Annotated in this window: 17 protein-coding genes; 8 read left to right on the forward strand and 9 right to left on the reverse strand. The window is 67.3% G+C overall.

All coding sequences use genetic code 11. From position 1 onward, the window contains the following. Nucleotides 1-64: 64 nt before the first annotated feature. The 7 genes from DFR40_RS10710 (at nucleotide 65) to DFR40_RS10740 (ending at nucleotide 6,235) form a co-directional block, all read left to right on the forward strand. Nucleotides 65-1,459 carry a TonB-dependent receptor gene (locus DFR40_RS10710; protein ID WP_211329779.1) on the forward strand — a complete coding sequence of 465 codons (1,395 nt, stop codon included), beginning with the start codon at nucleotides 65-67 and terminating at the stop codon, nucleotides 1,457-1,459. A gap of 8 nt (nucleotides 1,460-1,467) precedes the next feature. Next, nucleotides 1,468-2,364: a metal ABC transporter substrate-binding protein gene (locus tag DFR40_RS10715; RefSeq protein WP_121458481.1), complete on the forward strand. Its 897-nt coding sequence runs from the start codon at nucleotides 1,468-1,470 to the stop codon at nucleotides 2,362-2,364. Beyond that, nucleotides 2,361-2,942 carry an ATP-binding cassette domain-containing protein gene (locus tag DFR40_RS10720; protein ID WP_245985664.1) on the forward strand — a complete coding sequence of 194 codons (582 nt, stop codon included), beginning with the start codon at nucleotides 2,361-2,363 and terminating at the stop codon, nucleotides 2,940-2,942. The genes DFR40_RS10715 and DFR40_RS10720 overlap by 4 nt, the downstream gene beginning before the upstream one ends. Next, complete coding sequence (locus tag DFR40_RS10725; protein ID WP_121458482.1) at nucleotides 2,932-3,708, forward strand: metal ABC transporter permease; 777 nt, start codon at nucleotides 2,932-2,934, stop codon at nucleotides 3,706-3,708. The genes DFR40_RS10720 and DFR40_RS10725 overlap by 11 nt, the downstream gene beginning before the upstream one ends. Before the next feature lie 166 nt (nucleotides 3,709-3,874). Continuing rightward, nucleotides 3,875-4,507, forward strand: a complete 633-nt coding sequence (gene upp, locus DFR40_RS10730) for a uracil phosphoribosyltransferase (protein WP_121458483.1) — start codon at nucleotides 3,875-3,877, stop codon at nucleotides 4,505-4,507. Then, the gene (locus DFR40_RS10735; protein WP_121458484.1) at nucleotides 4,504-5,733 is read left to right on the forward strand and encodes a uracil-xanthine permease family protein; all 1,230 of its coding nucleotides are present in this window, start codon (nucleotides 4,504-4,506) and stop codon (nucleotides 5,731-5,733) included. The genes upp and DFR40_RS10735 overlap by 4 nt, the downstream gene beginning before the upstream one ends. Nucleotides 5,734-5,794: 61 nt before the next feature. Beyond that, a complete protein-coding gene (locus DFR40_RS10740) occupies nucleotides 5,795-6,235 on the forward strand; it encodes a PACE efflux transporter (protein WP_121458485.1) in 441 nt (146 codons plus the stop codon). A gap of 113 nt (nucleotides 6,236-6,348) precedes the next feature. On the opposite strand, the gene DFR40_RS10745 is transcribed toward DFR40_RS10740, so the two are convergent. Genes DFR40_RS10745 through DFR40_RS10760 form a run of 4 tightly spaced genes read right to left on the reverse strand, consistent with a single transcriptional unit; the run spans nucleotide 6,349 to nucleotide 10,084 of the window. Further along, nucleotides 6,349-7,074 (reverse strand): phosphoadenylyl-sulfate reductase, encoded by a 726-nt coding sequence (locus tag DFR40_RS10745; RefSeq protein WP_121458486.1) that lies wholly within the window; start codon nucleotides 7,072-7,074, stop codon nucleotides 6,349-6,351. A 14-nt stretch (nucleotides 7,075-7,088) separates the two neighbouring features. Next, entirely contained in the window at nucleotides 7,089-7,601 is a 513-nt protein-coding gene (locus tag DFR40_RS10750) for a DUF934 domain-containing protein (protein WP_121458487.1), read from the reverse strand. Then, the gene (locus DFR40_RS10755; protein WP_121458488.1) at nucleotides 7,602-9,287 is read right to left on the reverse strand and encodes a nitrite/sulfite reductase; all 1,686 of its coding nucleotides are present in this window, start codon (nucleotides 9,285-9,287) and stop codon (nucleotides 7,602-7,604) included. 20 nt (nucleotides 9,288-9,307) lie between these two features. Next, entirely contained in the window at nucleotides 9,308-10,084 is a 777-nt protein-coding gene (locus tag DFR40_RS10760) for a sulfite exporter TauE/SafE family protein (protein WP_121458489.1), read from the reverse strand. Nucleotides 10,085-10,166: 82 nt separating this feature from the next. Here DFR40_RS10760 and DFR40_RS10765 point away from each other — a divergent pair, with 82 nt between their 5' ends. Next, a complete protein-coding gene (locus DFR40_RS10765; protein ID WP_121458490.1) occupies nucleotides 10,167-11,108 on the forward strand; it encodes a CysB family HTH-type transcriptional regulator in 942 nt (313 codons plus the stop codon). On the opposite strand, the gene nosD is transcribed toward DFR40_RS10765, so the two are convergent. The 5 genes from nosD to DFR40_RS10790 all read right to left on the reverse strand — a co-directional run bounded on the left by nosD (nucleotide 11,109) and on the right by DFR40_RS10790 (nucleotide 14,462). After that, nucleotides 11,109-12,338, reverse strand: coding sequence for a nitrous oxide reductase family maturation protein NosD (gene nosD, locus DFR40_RS10770; protein ID WP_121458491.1), 1,230 nt, complete (start codon nucleotides 12,336-12,338; stop codon nucleotides 11,109-11,111). 124 nt (nucleotides 12,339-12,462) lie between these two features. Then, the gene (locus DFR40_RS10775; protein ID WP_121458492.1) at nucleotides 12,463-13,251 is read right to left on the reverse strand and encodes a peptidylprolyl isomerase; all 789 of its coding nucleotides are present in this window, start codon (nucleotides 13,249-13,251) and stop codon (nucleotides 12,463-12,465) included. 34 nt (nucleotides 13,252-13,285) lie between these two features. Further along, a complete protein-coding gene (locus DFR40_RS10780) occupies nucleotides 13,286-13,552 on the reverse strand; it encodes a BolA family protein (RefSeq protein WP_121458493.1) in 267 nt (88 codons plus the stop codon). Next, entirely contained in the window at nucleotides 13,552-13,854 is a 303-nt protein-coding gene (locus DFR40_RS10785; protein WP_121458560.1) for a YciI family protein, read from the reverse strand. The genes DFR40_RS10780 and DFR40_RS10785 overlap by 1 nt, the downstream gene beginning before the upstream one ends. Continuing rightward, nucleotides 13,854-14,462: a septation protein A gene (locus DFR40_RS10790; protein ID WP_121458494.1), complete on the reverse strand. Its 609-nt coding sequence runs from the start codon at nucleotides 14,460-14,462 to the stop codon at nucleotides 13,854-13,856. The genes DFR40_RS10785 and DFR40_RS10790 overlap by 1 nt, the downstream gene beginning before the upstream one ends. Nucleotides 14,463-14,503: the final 41 nt, after the last annotated feature.

Below are 14,503 nucleotides of genomic sequence, written 5' to 3' on the forward strand. Positions count from 1 at the left end.
CCGTTTTTCCGTGTCGACCGTGCACTTGCCGGCTCGACCCAGTTCGCATTTTCAGGAGAATCAGATGTTCAGGAAACCCATGGCCCTGGCCGTGCTGGCGGCTCTTTCCGGTGCCGCCGGCGCTGCCGACGACGCCGAACTGGCCGCGATCCGCAGCCAGATCGCCGAATTGAAGAAAAGTTACGAGCAGCGCATCGCCGCCCTCGAGGACAAGCTGGCGCAGACCCGCGCCGCTGCCGCCGCGCCGGCAGGGCCGGCACCGGCAGCGCCTACGGTGGCAGCGGCGAGCGCGTTCAACCCCGAGGTCTCGCTGATCCTGCAGGGGCAGTACAAGTCGATGAAGAACATCGCCGAGCGCGGCGTCACCGGCTTCTGGCCGGCCGCCGGCCATGATCACGAGGAGGGCGGCATCAAGGGGATTTCCCGGCGCGGCTTCTCGGTCGAGCACACCGAGTTGATGCTCGGTGCCAACATCGATCCCTACTGGCGCGGCCAGGCGACCCTGGCGGTTGCCGACGGCGAGGTCGAAGTCGAGGAGGCCTGGTTCCAGTCGCTCGGGATCGGCCACGGCATCGGTCTCAAGGGCGGGCGCTTCCGCTCCGGCATCGGCTATCTCAACGAGCAGCATGCGCACGCCTGGGATTTCGCCGATGCGCCGCTGATGTACGCGGCCCTGTTCGGCGAACATGCCAGCTATGCCCAGGACGGCCTGCAGCTGAAATGGCTGGCGCCGACGCCGATGCTCGTCGAGTTCGGCGCCGAGTTCGGGCGCGGGGCGAATTTCCCGGGGACCGACCGCAACAAGAACGGCGCCGGTGCCGCCGCCTTCCACGTCCATCTCGGCGACGACGTCGGGACCGCCAGCAGTTGGCGGGCCGGCCTGTCCTACCTGCGGACCCGGGCACGCGAGCGCGAAGCCGAGGTGCATGATGCCAACGATGTGCACGGCGATGCGCTGTTCACCGGCCGCAGCCGGACCTGGATCGCCGATTTCGTCTGGAAATGGTCGCCCGACGGCAATCCCAAGTACCGCAACCTGAAGCTCCAGGGGGAATATTTCGACCGCCGCGAGAACGGCGACATCGCCTGTACTTCCGCTGAAGCCGGGGCCGCCTGCAGCGGCGCGCTCGATCGCTACCGCAGCAGCCAGTCGGGCTGGTATGCCCAGGCGGTTTACCAGTTCACGCCGAACTGGCGCGCCGGCGTCCGCTACGACCGCCTGAACAGCGGCAGTACCCGGATCGGCGCTGCCGCCCAGGCCGAAATCGGCGACGAGAACGCAATCTTCCACAAGTACCGGCCGAGCCGCGGCACGCTGATGGTCGATTACAGCTGGAGCGAATTCTCCCGCCTGCGCCTGCAGTACGCCCGCGACAAGTCGATGGCCGGCATCGCCGACAACCAGTTCACCGTCCAGTACATCATGAGCCTCGGTGCCCATGGTGCGCACAAGTTCTGAGGCCGGCCATGCGCAGACTGTTGATTCTCTTCTGGCTCGGGCTGGCCGCGCTGCCGGCCGCGGCCGCGGTTGAGGTGCTGGCGACGGTGCCGGAGTGGGGCGCGCTGGCGCGCGAACTCGGCGGCGACCGGGTCCGGGTGTTCACCGCCACCACCGCGCTGCAGGACCCGCATCGCATCGACGCCCGGCCATCGCTGCTCGCCCGGGCGCGGCTGGCCCGCCTGGTCGTGGCCAACGGCGCCGAACTCGAGACCGGCTGGTTGCCGGTGGTCCTCCGCGAGTCCGGCAACGCTTCGATCCAGCCCGGGCGTGACGGCTATTTCGAGGCGGCGGCGCTGGTCCAGCGGCTCGACGTGCCGCATCGGGTCGACCGCGCCCAGGGCGACGTCCATGCCGCCGGCAATCCGCACGTCCATCTCGATCCGCGCAACGTGCTCAAGGTCGCCGGCGGACTGGGCGAACGCCTGGCCCGCATCGATCCCGACAACGCCGCCTTCTACCAGGCCCGGCTGGCCGCCTTCACGAGCCGCTGGCAAGCCGCCATGGCCCGCTGGGAGAAGGCTGCGGCACCCTTGCGCGGCGTGCCAGTGGTCGTCCACCACCAGTCCTTCGCCTATCTCAGTCGCTGGCTCGGCATGGAAGAGCTGGGCGCGCTCGAGCCCAAGCCGGGCGTCGAGCCGAGCAGCGGCCAGCTGGCCGCGCTGCTGCAGCGGCAGCGCGAGCGGCCGGCGCGCATGGTGCTGCGTACCGCCTACCAGCAGGCTGCCGCCAGCGAATGGTTTGCCGGCCGGGCCGGGATACCGGCGGTGCTGCTGCCGTTCACGGTCGGCGGATCGAGTGCGGCGGGCGACCTGTTCGGCTTGTTCGACGACAGCATCGAGCGCCTGCTGCAGGCGTTGCGGTGAGCGCCGCCCTGTTGCGCCTCGAGCAGGTGGTTGCCGGCTGGACGGCGCCGGCCACCCGGCCGCTCGACCTGCTCGTCGACGCCGGCAGCATCGTCGGCCTGTGCGGTGCCAATGGCGCCGGCAAGAGCACGCTGCTGGCAGCGGTCGCCGGTCGCGCGCAGGTCTTTCACGGTCGACTGTGGAAAAAGCCGAAAATCCGCTGCGCCCTGCAGACCCAGGAGGCGCCGCCGCTTGCCGGGCTGCCGCTTAGCGGCCGCGAACTGCTGGCGCTGACCGGGGCCGCGGCGGACGGCCTGCCGTCCTGGCTGGCCGACTGCCTCGAGCGGCGTCTCGACCGCCTCTCCGGCGGCCAGCGCCATTACCTCGGCCTGTGGGCGATCCTCAACGCGCCGGCCGAGCTGCTGCTGCTCGACGAGCCGACCAACAACCTCGACGCCGCCGGTGTCGCGCATCTCGGCGCGGCGCTGCGGCGACGGGCCGGCGCCGGCTGCGGCATCGTCCTGGTCAGCCACGACCCGGCCTTTGTCGCGGCGACCTGCGACCGGGTCTGCCGCCTGGAGGCGCCGGATGGACGCTGACCTCTTCCTGGTGCCCTTTCTCGCCGGCTTGTGCCTGGCGCTGCTGCTGCCGGTACTCGGCTGCTACCTGCGCCTGCACGACGAATGGCTGGCCGCCTTGTCCTATTCGCACGTCGCCGCCGGCGGCGCCTTGCTGGCGATGCTCGGCGGCGTACCGGCGCAAGCCGGCGGACTGCTCGCCGCGGCCGCGGCGGCGCTGGCCAAGCGACCGCTGGCGGCGCGCCTCGGGCAGGCCAGCGTCTTTCCGCTGCTGCTGCTGGCCGGTTGGGCGGCCGGCATGCTGGTCGCCGCCAACCATCCGCTCGCCGAACGCGTCGGCAGTGCACTTTTCGACGGCCAACTGTACTTCGCCGACATCCCGCGCCTGCTCTGGCTGCTGGCCGCCAGCTGCGGCGGCCTGTGGCTGCTGCGCCGGCTGTCGCGCGGGCTGCTCCTGAGCCGCCTTTATCCCGACCATTTCCGCCTGCGCGGCGAGGCCGCCTGGCCGCTGCAGGGCGGCTTCGACCTGCTGGCAGCGCTGCTGCTGGCGCTGGCGACGACGACCCTGGGCGTGATGGCGACCTTCGCGCTGGTCTTCGTGCCGCCCTGGCTGACCTTCCGGCGCGCCGGCGGCTGGCGGCGCGGCCTGCGGCTGGCGGTGCTGCTCGGCGCCGCGATCTATCTGGTGGCCTTCGTCGCGGCGCTGGCGCTCGATCAGCCGTTCGGGCCGCTGCTCGGACTGGCCGCGATGGCCGCCTGCATCCTCGGCGGGCGGCGGGGACCCTGAAAGCGACATCGGCCTTGCCGTATACCCCTTATGCGGCCAGGCCGGCTGCCGGAAAGCACGCTGCCGGCGATAATCCGGACAGACAAAAATAACCCGCGAGTCAGTGCGTGCAATGCCCGAATCGATTAACCTTCGTCCTTTCAGAAAATTGCACGCGAGGTAGCCCATGCCGGTGATCGAAGTCAGCCATCCCCTGGTCAAACACAAAATCGGACTGATGCGGGAAGGCGACATCAGTACCAAGAAATTCCGCGAACTGACCGCCGAGCTGGCCCGCCTGCTGAGCTACGAAGCCTGTCGCGATTTCGAACTCGAGCCCTGCCGCATCGAAGGCTGGTGCGGCGAGGTCGAAATCGAGCAGATCAAGGGCAAGAAGGTCACCGTGGTGCCCATCCTGCGTGCCGGCATCGGCATGCTCGACGGCATCCTCGACCTGATCCCGAACGCCAAGGTCAGCGTCGTCGGCATCGCCCGCAACCACGAGACGCTGATGCCGGAGCCGTATTTCGAGCGCTTCGTCGGCCAGCTCGACGAGCGCCTGGCGATGATCATCGATCCGATGCTGGCCACCGGCGGCTCGCTGATCGCCACCATCGACATGTTGAAGCGCAAGGGCTGCAAGCAGATCAAGGCGCTGGTGCTGGTCGCTGCGCCGGAAGGCATCGCGGCGATGGAGAAAGCGCATCCCGACGTGCAGATTTACACCGCCGCCATCGACAGCCATCTCAACGAGCACGGCTACATCATCCCGGGCCTCGGCGATGCCGGCGACAAGATTTTCGGAACCAAGGAATCATGAGCCATACCCACGACCCCGTCTGGCGCACCGCCCTGTCCGGCGCGCAAATCCTCTTCGTCGCCTTCGGCGCGACCGTCCTCGTGCCGCTGCTCACCGGCCTCAACCCGAGCCTGGCGCTGCTCGGCGCCGGCGTCGGTACGCTGATCTTCCAGATCTGCACCAGGCGCCAGGTGCCGATCTACCTCGGCTCCAGCTTCGCCTTCATCGCGCCGGTGATCTACTCGGTGCAGACCTGGGGCATGAACGCCACGCTCGGCGCGCTTGCTGCCGCCAGCTTCTTCTATTACGTCGCTGCGGCGCTGGTCAAATGGCGCGGCGTCGGCCTCATCCACAAGCTGCTGCCGCCGGTGGTGATCGGCCCGGTGGTCATGGTCATCGGCCTCGGCCTGGCCCAGGTCGCCGTCAGCATGGCCACCGGCAAGGCCGGCGACGCCCAGGTCGTGCCTTATGAAACGGCGATCGCCGTGGCGGCGATCTCGCTGCTGGCGACCATGCTCACCGCCATCCGCGCGCGCGGCCTGCTCAAGCTGGTGCCGATCCTGGTCGGTGTCGCCGTCGGCTACGTCGTCTCGCTGCTGGTCGGCATCGTCGATTTCGGCAAGGTCACGGCGGCGGCGTGGATTGCCGTGCCCGAGTTCGGCACGCCGGAATTCAACCTGGCGGCGATCCTGTTCATGATCCCGGTGGCGATTGCGCCGATCGTCGAGCACGTCGGCGGCATCCTCGCCATCGGCTCGGTTGCCGGCAAGGACTACACCGAAAGCCCGGGCCTGCACCGCACGCTGTTCGGCGACGGTCTGGCGGTCAATGTCGTCGGCCTGTTCGGCGGCCCGCCGGTGACCACCTACGGCGAGGTGACCGGCGCCGTCATGCTGACCAAGAACTACAACCCGGTGGTGATGACCTGGGCCGCCGGCTTCGCCATCCTGATGGCCTTCGTCGGCAAGTTCGGCGCGCTGCTGCAGACCATCCCGATGCCGGTGATGGGCGGCATCATGGTCCTGCTCTTCGGCTCGATCGCCGGCATCGGCCTGAAGACGCTGCTCGACGCCAAGGTCAACCTGTCGAGTGCGCGCAACCTGTGCATCGTCTCGGTGACGCTGGTCACCGGCATCGGCGGCCTGGGCGTGACCATCGGCAGCTTCTCGCTGCAGGGCATCAGCCTGTGCGGCGTGCTCGCCGTGCTGCTCAACCTGCTGCTGCCGGCCGAGCCCGAGCAGCGCTGATCGTCATCGCCGGCGATGCCGGGCCTGCGGGCCCGGGGGCGCCGGCTTTTTCCGTTTACCCATGAGCCCAACTCCAAAACTCAGAAGCCTGGCTGACCGTGTCCGCCAGGTCGCACTCTTCGAAGTCGGCGGCTTGCTGCTGATCACGCCGCCCTTCGTCTGGCTGAGCGGCGTTCCGCTCGCCGAATCGATCGGCCTGCTGGCCATCATCGCGGCCCTGGCGGCGCTGTGGAACGCCATCTACAACACCAGCTTCGACTGGATCGAGGGGCGCCTGACCGGCCGTACCGCCGACCGCCGGCCGCCGCTGCTGCGCGCCCTGCATGCGCTCGGTTTCGAGAGCGGCCTGCTGATCGCCAGCCTGCCGATCATCGTCTGGTGGACCGGCATGACCTGGCTCGAGGCCCTCGTCGCCGACATCGGCCTGGCGCTGTCCTACGTGGCCTACGCCTACGTCTTCAACCTGGCCTACGACCGCGTCTTCCCGATCGACCAGGCTTAGGCCTCAGGCCTTGACGTGTAAGCCGCACTCCTTGGATTCCGGTGCTTGTCTCCGGCCGCCCCTGCGGGGCTTAACATTCGCTGCGCGAAGTTAGCCTGCGACGAAATGCCGACTTACGAGGTGGCCTTCACATGAAGGCCACATTCTTTAGTGTCGGCATTTTCCCACCACCAGCGGCCGGCGCGGATGTCTTCGCCGAGCGAGACGGCGCGGGTGCACGGGGCGCAGCCGATGCTGGGGTAGAACTTGTCGTGCAGGGCGTTGTAGGGCACGGCGTTGTGCTTGATGTAGGTCCAGATTTCCTTCTCGCTCCAGGCGGCGAGCGGGTTGAATTTCTCGAGGCCGTTGCCTTCGTCGTATTCCTGCGTCGCCAGCTGGCCACGGGTGGCCGCCTGTTCGGCGCGCATGCCGGTGATCCAGGCGCGCTTGCCGGCCAGGGCGCGCTTCAGCGGTTCGACCTTGCGCGCGTAGCAGCAGGCCTTCCTCAGCGTCACCGAGTCGTAGAAGGCGTTGATGCCGTGCTGGCGGACGTAGCTTTCGACTTCCTCGGCCTGCGGGAAATAGAGCTTCAATTTCAGCCCGAAATGGCGGTCGACCGTGGCCATCAGGTCGTAGGTCTCGGCCGGCAGGCGACCGGTGTCCAGGCTGAAGATCTCGATCGGCAGCTTGGCCTTGACGATCAGGTCGGTGAGGACCATGTCTTCGGCGCCGAGGCTGTTGGCGAAGGCGGCCGGCGACCAGGCGCCGGCGATGTCGGCGAGCAGCGCGCGTGCGGCGTCGGCCTTGGCGGCGGTGCTGGCGGCAAGTTCGGGGGTGATGTTGAGCAGGGCTGGCGTCATGGCTGGCTGGGCTTTCAGGCGGTGCGGCGGCGGAAGTGCGGTTCGGGCTGGTCGGTCGACGCCTGGTAGGTCTCGGAGAACGGCGCGAAGCCCTTGCCGATGGCGTGGATGGCGTCCTTGCCGTCCTTCAGCGCGTAGCTGTCGAAGCCGACGCGCTGCATGAAGAACAGCTGGTCGTGCAGCACATCGCCGACGGCGCGCAGTTCGCCCTGGTAATGGTAACGCTGGCGGAGCAGGGCGGCGGTCGAGTAGCCGCGGCCGTCGACGAATTTCGGGAAATGGACGGCGACGACGACGAAATACTCGAGGTCGGCGGCGATCTCCTCGACCTTGTCGTCGGGCAGCAGCAGCAGGCCGATGCGCTTGTGGCAGGAGACGATCTCGTTCCTGCGCGCCAGCCACACGGCGAGCGGGAAGATGACGTCGCCAGCCGGCAGGGCGATGGTTTCAGGCGTTTCGCCTTCGCCGATTTCCAGGGTTTTCCAGGTGTCGACCGTGACATTGCCCTGCTTGATCAGTTGCGCCATTTATGCGGCCTCCTTCTGCTTGGCCTTGCCATGGGCGCGGCCTTCGTAAACGCGGTTCTTGAACGGGTCGATGCCGATCCGGTCGAAGGTGTCGATGAAACGCTCGTCGGGGTGACGGTTTTCCAGGTACACCTTGACGATCTTCTCGATCACGTCGGGCATTTCCCCGGCCGAGAACGACGGGCCGATGACCTTGCCGAGGCGGGCGTCGTAGCCCTGGCGACCGCCCAGCGTGACCTGGTAGAACTCGTCGTTGTTCTTGTCCACGCCGAGCACGCCGATGTGGCCGACGTGGTGGTGGCCGCAGGCGTTCATGCAGCCGGAGATGTTGAGGTCGATCTCGCCGATCTCGAACAGGTAGTCGAGGTCGTCGAAACGCTGCTGGATGGCGGTGGCGATGGGGATCGACTTGGCGTTGGCGAGGTCGCAGAAATCGCCGCCGGGGCAGCAGATCATGCTGGTCAGCAGGCCGATGTTCGGCGTCGCCAGGCCGGCCGCCTTGGCCACGCGCCAGACGTCGGCGAGGTCGGCGAGTTTGACGTCGGCGAGGATGACGTTCTGTTCGTGGCTGATGCGCAGCTCGCCGAAGCTGTAGCGGTCGGCGAGGTCGGCGACGACTTCCATCTGGTCGGAGGTGATGTCGCCCGGCGCGACGCCGTGCTTTTTCAGCGACAGCGTCACCGCCGTGTAGCCGGCCACCTTGTGCGGCTGCGTGTTGCGCTCGACCCAGCGGGCGAAAGCCTTGTCGGCGATGATTTTTGCCTGGTAGGCGGCGTCGACCGTGGTGATCGTCTCGTAGGCCGGGGCGCCGAAATGCGCGGCGACGCGGTCGTACTCGGCCTGGGTGATGGTCGCCGGGCCGTCCTTGCCATGCGCCCATTCGGCTTCGACCAGCTTGCCGAATTCCTCGACGCCGAGCGCCTGCACCAGGATCTTGATGCGCGCCTTGTAGGCATTGTCGCGGCGGCCGAAGCGGTTATAGACGCGGAGGATCGCCTCGCAATAGGTGAGGATGTGCTGCCAGGGCAGGAAGTCGCGCACCACCTGGCCGCGGATCGGGGTACGGCCGAGGCCGCCGCCGACGATCACGGTGAAGCCGGTGACGCCGTCGACCACCTTGAGATGCAGGCCGATGTCGTGGAACCAGGTGACCGCGCGGTCTTCCTTGGTGCCGGAAATGGCGATCTTGAACTTGCGCGGCAGGAAGGCGAATTCCGGATGGAAGGTGGTCCACTGGCGGAGGATCTCGGCCAGCGGGCGCGGATCGATGATCTCGTCGGCAGCGACGCCGGCGAACTGGTCGGTGGTGATGTTGCGCAGGCAGTTGCCCGAGGTCTGGATCGCGTGCAGGTCGACTTCGGCCAGCTCGGCCAGGATGTCGGGCACGTCGGTCAGCTGCGGCCAGTTCAACTGCAGGTTGTGGCGCGTCGTGAAGTGGCCGTAGCCGCGGTCGTACTTGCGGGCGACGTGGGCCAGCTTGCGCAGCTGTGCCGAGTTCATCATGCCGTAAGGGACGGCGATGCGGAACATCGGCGCGTGGCGCTGGATGTAGAGGCCGTTCTGCAGGCGCAGCGGGCGGAACTCGTCGTCGGTCAGCTCGCCGGCCTGCCAGCGGCGGACCTGGTCGCGGAACTGCTCGACCCGGTCGAGGATCAGCTGGCGGTCGATGGCGTCGTATTTGTACATGGCGTTCTCTTGGGGGTGAATCAGGCGAAGACCAGCTTGCTGCCGATCAGCACGAGCATGGAGGCGAGGATGCGGCGCAGGATGTGTTCCGGCACCTTGGCGGAAAGATGGCTGCCGAGCCAGATGCCGGGCAGCGAGCCGAGCAGCAGGGCGCCGAGCAGCGACCAGTCGACGCTGCCGAGCAGCCAGTGGCCGAGGCCGGCGACCAGCGTCAGCGGCACGGCGTGGGCGACGTCGGAGCCGACGATGCGCACCGGCGACAGTTTCGGATAGAGGAAGAACAGCGCGGCGACGCCAAGGGCGCCGGCGCCGACCGAGGAAATCGTCACCAGCACGCCGAGCAGCGCGCCGACGGCGATGGTGATGTGCGCCAGATGCCGCTGGCGCAGCGGCGAATCCTCGTGGCGGCTGGCGTATTCGCGCAGCTTGCGGCCGAACAGGATGGCGATGGCGGTGAGCAGCAGGGCGAAGCCGAGGCCGTGCGAGACGATCTTGCCGATCGTGTTGCTGCCCTCGGGAAGCATGGACAGAACCCAGATGGTCAGCGCCGCCGCCGGGATGCTGCCGGCCGCCAGGCGGCCGGTCACCTGCCAGTCGATGTGGCCCTTGCGACCGTGGGCGACGGTGCCGCCGGCCTTGGTCATGGCGGCGTAGAGCAGGTCGGTGCCGACCGCGGTGGCCGGATGCACCCCGAACAGCAGGACCAGCAGCGGGGTCATCAGCGAGCCGCCGCCGACGCCCGTCAGACCGACGATGGCGCCGACCGCGAAGCCGGAAAGGGTATAGAGGTAATCCATGGGTCGGCATCGTACCGGGCATGGATTGAATCAAAAAGAATATTGGGTTAGATTGTTATCGTATTTTGTTATTAAGGCATTCATGAAACTCCAGCAGCTGCGCTACATCGTCGAGATCGAACGCCAGGGACTCAACGTCTCGGAGGCGGCCGAGGTGCTGTATACTTCGCAACCCGGCGTCTCCAAGCAGATCAAGCTGCTCGAGGACGAACTCGGGATCGCCATCTTCGAGCGCAGCGGCAAGCGTTTTTCCGGCATCACCGAGCCCGGCCGGGTGGTCATCGACATCGCCCGCCGCATCCTGCGCGAGGCGGAGAACCTCAAGCGCGCCAGCGCCGAGTTCTCGAGCGGCGATTCCGGTCGCCTGGTGCTGGCGGCGACGCACACCCAGGCGCGCTACGCGCTGCCGACCGTGGTCCGCGACTTCGTCGCCCGCCATCCCGGGGTTCGGCTCGAGATGCACCAGGGCAACCCGGTCCAGATCGCCGACTGGGTCGCTTCCGGCGAGGCCGACATCGGCATCGCCACCGAGTCGCTCGGCGAGCATCCGCAGCTCGTCTCCTTTCCGGTGCAGCAGTGGTCGCATTGCGTGATCGCGCCGGCCGGCCATGCCATCCTGGCCAGCCAGCCGCTGTCCCTGCAGGAACTGGCGCGCTGGCCGCTGATCACCTACGACGCGGCGTTTACCGGCCGCTCGCGGATCAACCGTGCCTTCGAGCGCCTGGAAATCGAACCGAACATCGCGTTGACCGCGCTCGATGCCGACGTGATCAAGACCTACGTCAGCCTCGGCCTCGGCCTCGGCATCATCGCCAAGCTCGCCTTCGACGCCCAGCGCGACGCCGGCCTGGTGGCGATCGACGCCGGCCACCTGTTCGAATCGAACATGACCCGGCTGGCGGTACGGCGCGGCAGCTACCTGCGCCGCTTCGACTACGACTTCATCGAGCTGTTCGCGCCGCAGCTGAGCAAGCGCGTCATCGAGATGACGCTGCAGGGCGGTGGCCAGGCCTGGCAGCTGTAGTCAGCGGCGGGCGCTGTAGTTGCGCCAGGGCTGCATGCGCGGCGCCTCGTCGCGCAGGATCAGCATCGGCGACGAGAAGGGCGCCAGGCGCTCGAGGAAGTCGAGCAGTTCGAGCACCATCGCGTTGCGGAAGAACTTCGTTGCCGGGATCTCCAGCCAGATCCGGTCGGCGAAGGCGAGCAGGTCGTAGTGCCAGTCGCCATAGCCGTCGCCGTTGCGGTCGAAGCCCTGGTAATCGTCCCAGTAGTTGCCCCACCAGCGGTCGTCCATCGGGTCGCCGTCGCCGACCACGCTGACCGGCCAGAGGTTGTTGCGGAAGGTGTTGGCAACCGCCACGTGGCCGCCGAGGGCGCCGTAGAAATGGACGCCGGTGACGTTGTGGGCGATCAGGTTGTTGACCAGCACGATGCGGTTGTACGGGTCCATCGGCGAGTCGGCCATGATGCCGTGGGCGCAGTGGACGATCTCGTTGTCGACGACGATCGCCGCCGAGGTTTCCTTGAGTGCGATGCCGGTGCCCGAGGCATCCATCGCGTGCAGGATGCGGTTGCCGCGGATCAGCAGTTCCTCGGAGTTGAGCGCGATGATTCCGGTCGAGTTGTTTTCCAGATGGTTACGGTCGACCACGCTGCGGTGCGAAAAAAGGAAATTGAAGGCGCGCCGGCTGTCCTCGATGCGGTTGCCGGTGAAGCGGTTGTCCGGCGAATTGCTGACGGTGATGTCGCGGATCTGGCGGATGTCGTTGTCCTCGATGCGGTTGCCGGTGCTGTACCAGATGCGCAGGCCGTCGCCGCGGTCGGCGGCATCGGCGCCGCGCGAGCGGATGCGGTTGCGGCGGACGACGCTGTCGCCGCCGCGGTGCAGCGAGATGCCGAACAGCACGTCGTCGATGCGGTTGTCCTCGATCAGCAGCTGGCGGCCTTCGGCCATGATCGCGCCGTCGATGGCGTCGTGCGAGTCGCCGCTGTGGCGCAGGTGCAGGCCGCGCAGCACGACCCGGTCGGCCTTGACGGTGAGCACGCTGCCCTTGCCGCCGCCGTCGATGATCACCTGGCCGTTGCCTTCCAGCGTCAGCGGCCGCTCGATCACCGCCGGCCCGCTGTAGGTGCCGGGCGGCAGGCGCAGCACGGCGCCGGCCGGGGCGAGGTCGAGCCAGGGCTGCAGCGGCTGCGCGGCGGCAGCGGCAGCAGCGCAGGTCAGCCAGAAGAAAAAGACGATTCGGGTGCGCATCCGGTGTGCATTGGAGCAGCATCGGCGCCGGCGCACCTGAATCTGGATCAATTTTTTCGCCGCGCCGCCGTCCGTCAACGCAAAAGCCCGCCGGGCGGCGGGCTTTTCGCTGGGCGAAAAAGGCTCAGTTGACCTTGGCCTTGTCGCGCAGGTCCTTGATCAGCTTCTCGATCTGCATCTGGCTGGCGCGCTGCTGCAGCTGCGGCTTGACCTGCTCGAAGCTCGGCGGGTTCAGCGGGCGGCTGTCGTCGAGCTGGATCACGTGGTAGCCGAACTCGGTCTTCACCGGCACCTTGGTGTATTCGCCCTTCTTCAGCTTGGGCAGGGCGTCGGCGAACGGCTTGACGTAGGCGTTCGGGGCGCTCCAGTCGAGCTCGCCGCCCTTGTCCTTGGAACCGGGGTCGAGCGACTGCTTGGCCAGGCCGGCGAATTTCTCGCCCTTGTCGAGCTTGGCGACGATCGCCTTGGCGTCTTCTTCCTTCTCGACCAGGATGTGGCGGGCCTTGAATTCGGTGCTGCCGAGCGAGGACTTGATCAGGTCGTATTCGGCCTTGAGCTGGGCGTCGCTGATCGGGTTGCTGCGCACGTAGTCGGCGAGGAAGACGCGGATCAGCACGGCCTGGCGGGCGAGGTCCATCTGGCCCTGGACGTCGGCCTTCTTGTCGAGGCCCTTCTTCTTGGCTTCCTGGGCGAGCAGCTCGCGGCGCACCAGTTCTTCCTTGACGGCATTCTTCAGCTCGTCGGAATCCGGCGCGCCCTGGGCCTTCTGTTCCGACAGGAAGGCGTTGAACACCGATTGCGAGATCGGCTGGCCGTTGACCGTGGCGAAGGGCTTGCCCTGTTGCGCCAGGGCCGGCGCGGAGATCAGGCTGCCGGCAACCAGCAGTGCAGCCAGGGAATTGAGTTTGAACATGGAAAGTGTCCTGGGTGGTGGAAACAAACGGATTTCAGTTTTCTTCGGGGCTCCGCGCGCGGATCGCCAGCGCGTGGATGCGACCGTGCATCAGGTCGCCGGCAGCATCGTACACCAGACGATGACGGGCAAGTGTGCTTTTTCCCGAAAATGCCGCGGCCACGATGTCGACCGTGAAATGCCCGCCGTCGCGGGCACCGGCATGGCCGGCGTGGCGATGCGAGTCGTCGGTGATGTCCAGGTGCAGCGGTGCCAGGGCAGCCAGGCGCTGGCGCAGCAGGGTGACGGTTGTGCTGTGCATCAGGCCGGCAGGACCTTCTTGAACGGCTTGACGGTGACCTGGCCATAGACCCCGGCGGCAACGTAGGGATCGGCATCGGCCCAGGCCCGGGCGGCCTCGAGCGAGGCGAACTCGGCGACGATCAGGCTGCCGCTGAAGCCGGCGGCGCCCGGGTCGGGCGAATCGATCGCCGGGCAGGGGCCGGCGAGGATCAGGCGGCCTTCCTGCTGCAGCGCGAGCAGGCGCTCGACGTGGGCGGGGCGGGCGGCGAGGCGCTGTTCAAGCGTGCCCGGCGTGTCTTCGCCGATGATTGCGTAGAGCATCATTGCTCTTCCTCCATGTATTTCGACAGCAGCGCGCCTTGCGCGAGCACGAAGACGAACATCAGGCCCATGCCGCCGAAGAGTTTGAAATCGACCCAGATGTCGGTCGGAAAATTGAAGGCGACGACCAGGTTGAGCGCGCCCATGGTCAGGAAGAAGGCGATCCACGCCAGGTTCAGCTTGTGCCAGATCGGCTCGGGCAGCTTCAGCTGCTCGCCGAGCATCGCCCGGATCGCGTTCTTCTTCATGAACAGCGCGGCGAAGGCCATGCTGCCGGCGAATGCCCAGTAGAGCAGGGTCGGCTTCCACTTGATGAAAGCCTCGTTCTGGAAGACCAGGGTCAGGCCGCCGAAGACGACGACCAGGCCGAGGCTGACCCAGAGCATCTTGTCCACCTTGCCGTGGCGGAAATGCACCCAGGCGATCTGGGCGACGGTGGCCAGGATGACGACCACGGTGGCGAGCAGGATGGGCGCGTGAGCGGCATCCACCGGGGTGCCGCCGAGCAGCGTGCTGACCCAGTCGGCCGCGGTTTCGGGATGGCCGCCGGCATACTTGAAGGCGGCGAAGAAGAGGATGACCGGGAACAGGTCGAAGAGTAGTTTCATGGCGGCGCATTATATACTGCAAGCCTCAAGGCAACGCCCGG

It is taken from the genome of Azonexus fungiphilus (assembly GCF_003634965.1).
Classification (GTDB): Bacteria; Pseudomonadota; Gammaproteobacteria; order Burkholderiales; family Rhodocyclaceae; genus Azonexus; species Azonexus fungiphilus.

What these genes read in the sequence shown, in the direction of transcription:
- DFR40_RS10710 (WP_211329779.1), top strand. Translation starts at nt 65, where the DNA reads ATGTTCAGGAAACCCATGGCCCTGGCCGTGCTGGCGGCTCTTTCCGGT.
- DFR40_RS10715 (WP_121458481.1), top strand. Translation starts at nt 1,468, where the DNA reads ATGCGCAGACTGTTGATTCTCTTCTGGCTCGGGCTGGCCGCGCTGCCG.
- DFR40_RS10725 (WP_121458482.1), top strand. Translation starts at nt 2,932, where the DNA reads ATGGACGCTGACCTCTTCCTGGTGCCCTTTCTCGCCGGCTTGTGCCTG.
- upp (WP_121458483.1), top strand. Translation starts at nt 3,875, where the DNA reads ATGCCGGTGATCGAAGTCAGCCATCCCCTGGTCAAACACAAAATCGGA.
- DFR40_RS10735 (WP_121458484.1), top strand. Translation starts at nt 4,504, where the DNA reads ATGAGCCATACCCACGACCCCGTCTGGCGCACCGCCCTGTCCGGCGCG.
- DFR40_RS10740 (WP_121458485.1), top strand. Translation starts at nt 5,795, where the DNA reads ATGAGCCCAACTCCAAAACTCAGAAGCCTGGCTGACCGTGTCCGCCAG.
- DFR40_RS10745 (WP_121458486.1), bottom strand. Translation starts at nt 7,074, where the DNA reads ATGACGCCAGCCCTGCTCAACATCACCCCCGAACTTGCCGCCAGCACC.
- DFR40_RS10750 (WP_121458487.1), bottom strand. Translation starts at nt 7,601, where the DNA reads ATGGCGCAACTGATCAAGCAGGGCAATGTCACGGTCGACACCTGGAAA.
- DFR40_RS10755 (WP_121458488.1), bottom strand. Translation starts at nt 9,287, where the DNA reads ATGTACAAATACGACGCCATCGACCGCCAGCTGATCCTCGACCGGGTC.
- DFR40_RS10760 (WP_121458489.1), bottom strand. Translation starts at nt 10,084, where the DNA reads ATGGATTACCTCTATACCCTTTCCGGCTTCGCGGTCGGCGCCATCGTC.
- DFR40_RS10765 (WP_121458490.1), top strand. Translation starts at nt 10,167, where the DNA reads ATGAAACTCCAGCAGCTGCGCTACATCGTCGAGATCGAACGCCAGGGA.
- nosD (WP_121458491.1), bottom strand. Translation starts at nt 12,338, where the DNA reads ATGCGCACCCGAATCGTCTTTTTCTTCTGGCTGACCTGCGCTGCTGCC.
- DFR40_RS10775 (WP_121458492.1), bottom strand. Translation starts at nt 13,251, where the DNA reads ATGTTCAAACTCAATTCCCTGGCTGCACTGCTGGTTGCCGGCAGCCTG.
- DFR40_RS10780 (WP_121458493.1), bottom strand. Translation starts at nt 13,552, where the DNA reads ATGCACAGCACAACCGTCACCCTGCTGCGCCAGCGCCTGGCTGCCCTG.
- DFR40_RS10785 (WP_121458560.1), bottom strand. Translation starts at nt 13,854, where the DNA reads ATGCTCTACGCAATCATCGGCGAAGACACGCCGGGCACGCTTGAACAG.
- DFR40_RS10790 (WP_121458494.1), bottom strand. Translation starts at nt 14,462, where the DNA reads ATGAAACTACTCTTCGACCTGTTCCCGGTCATCCTCTTCTTCGCCGCC.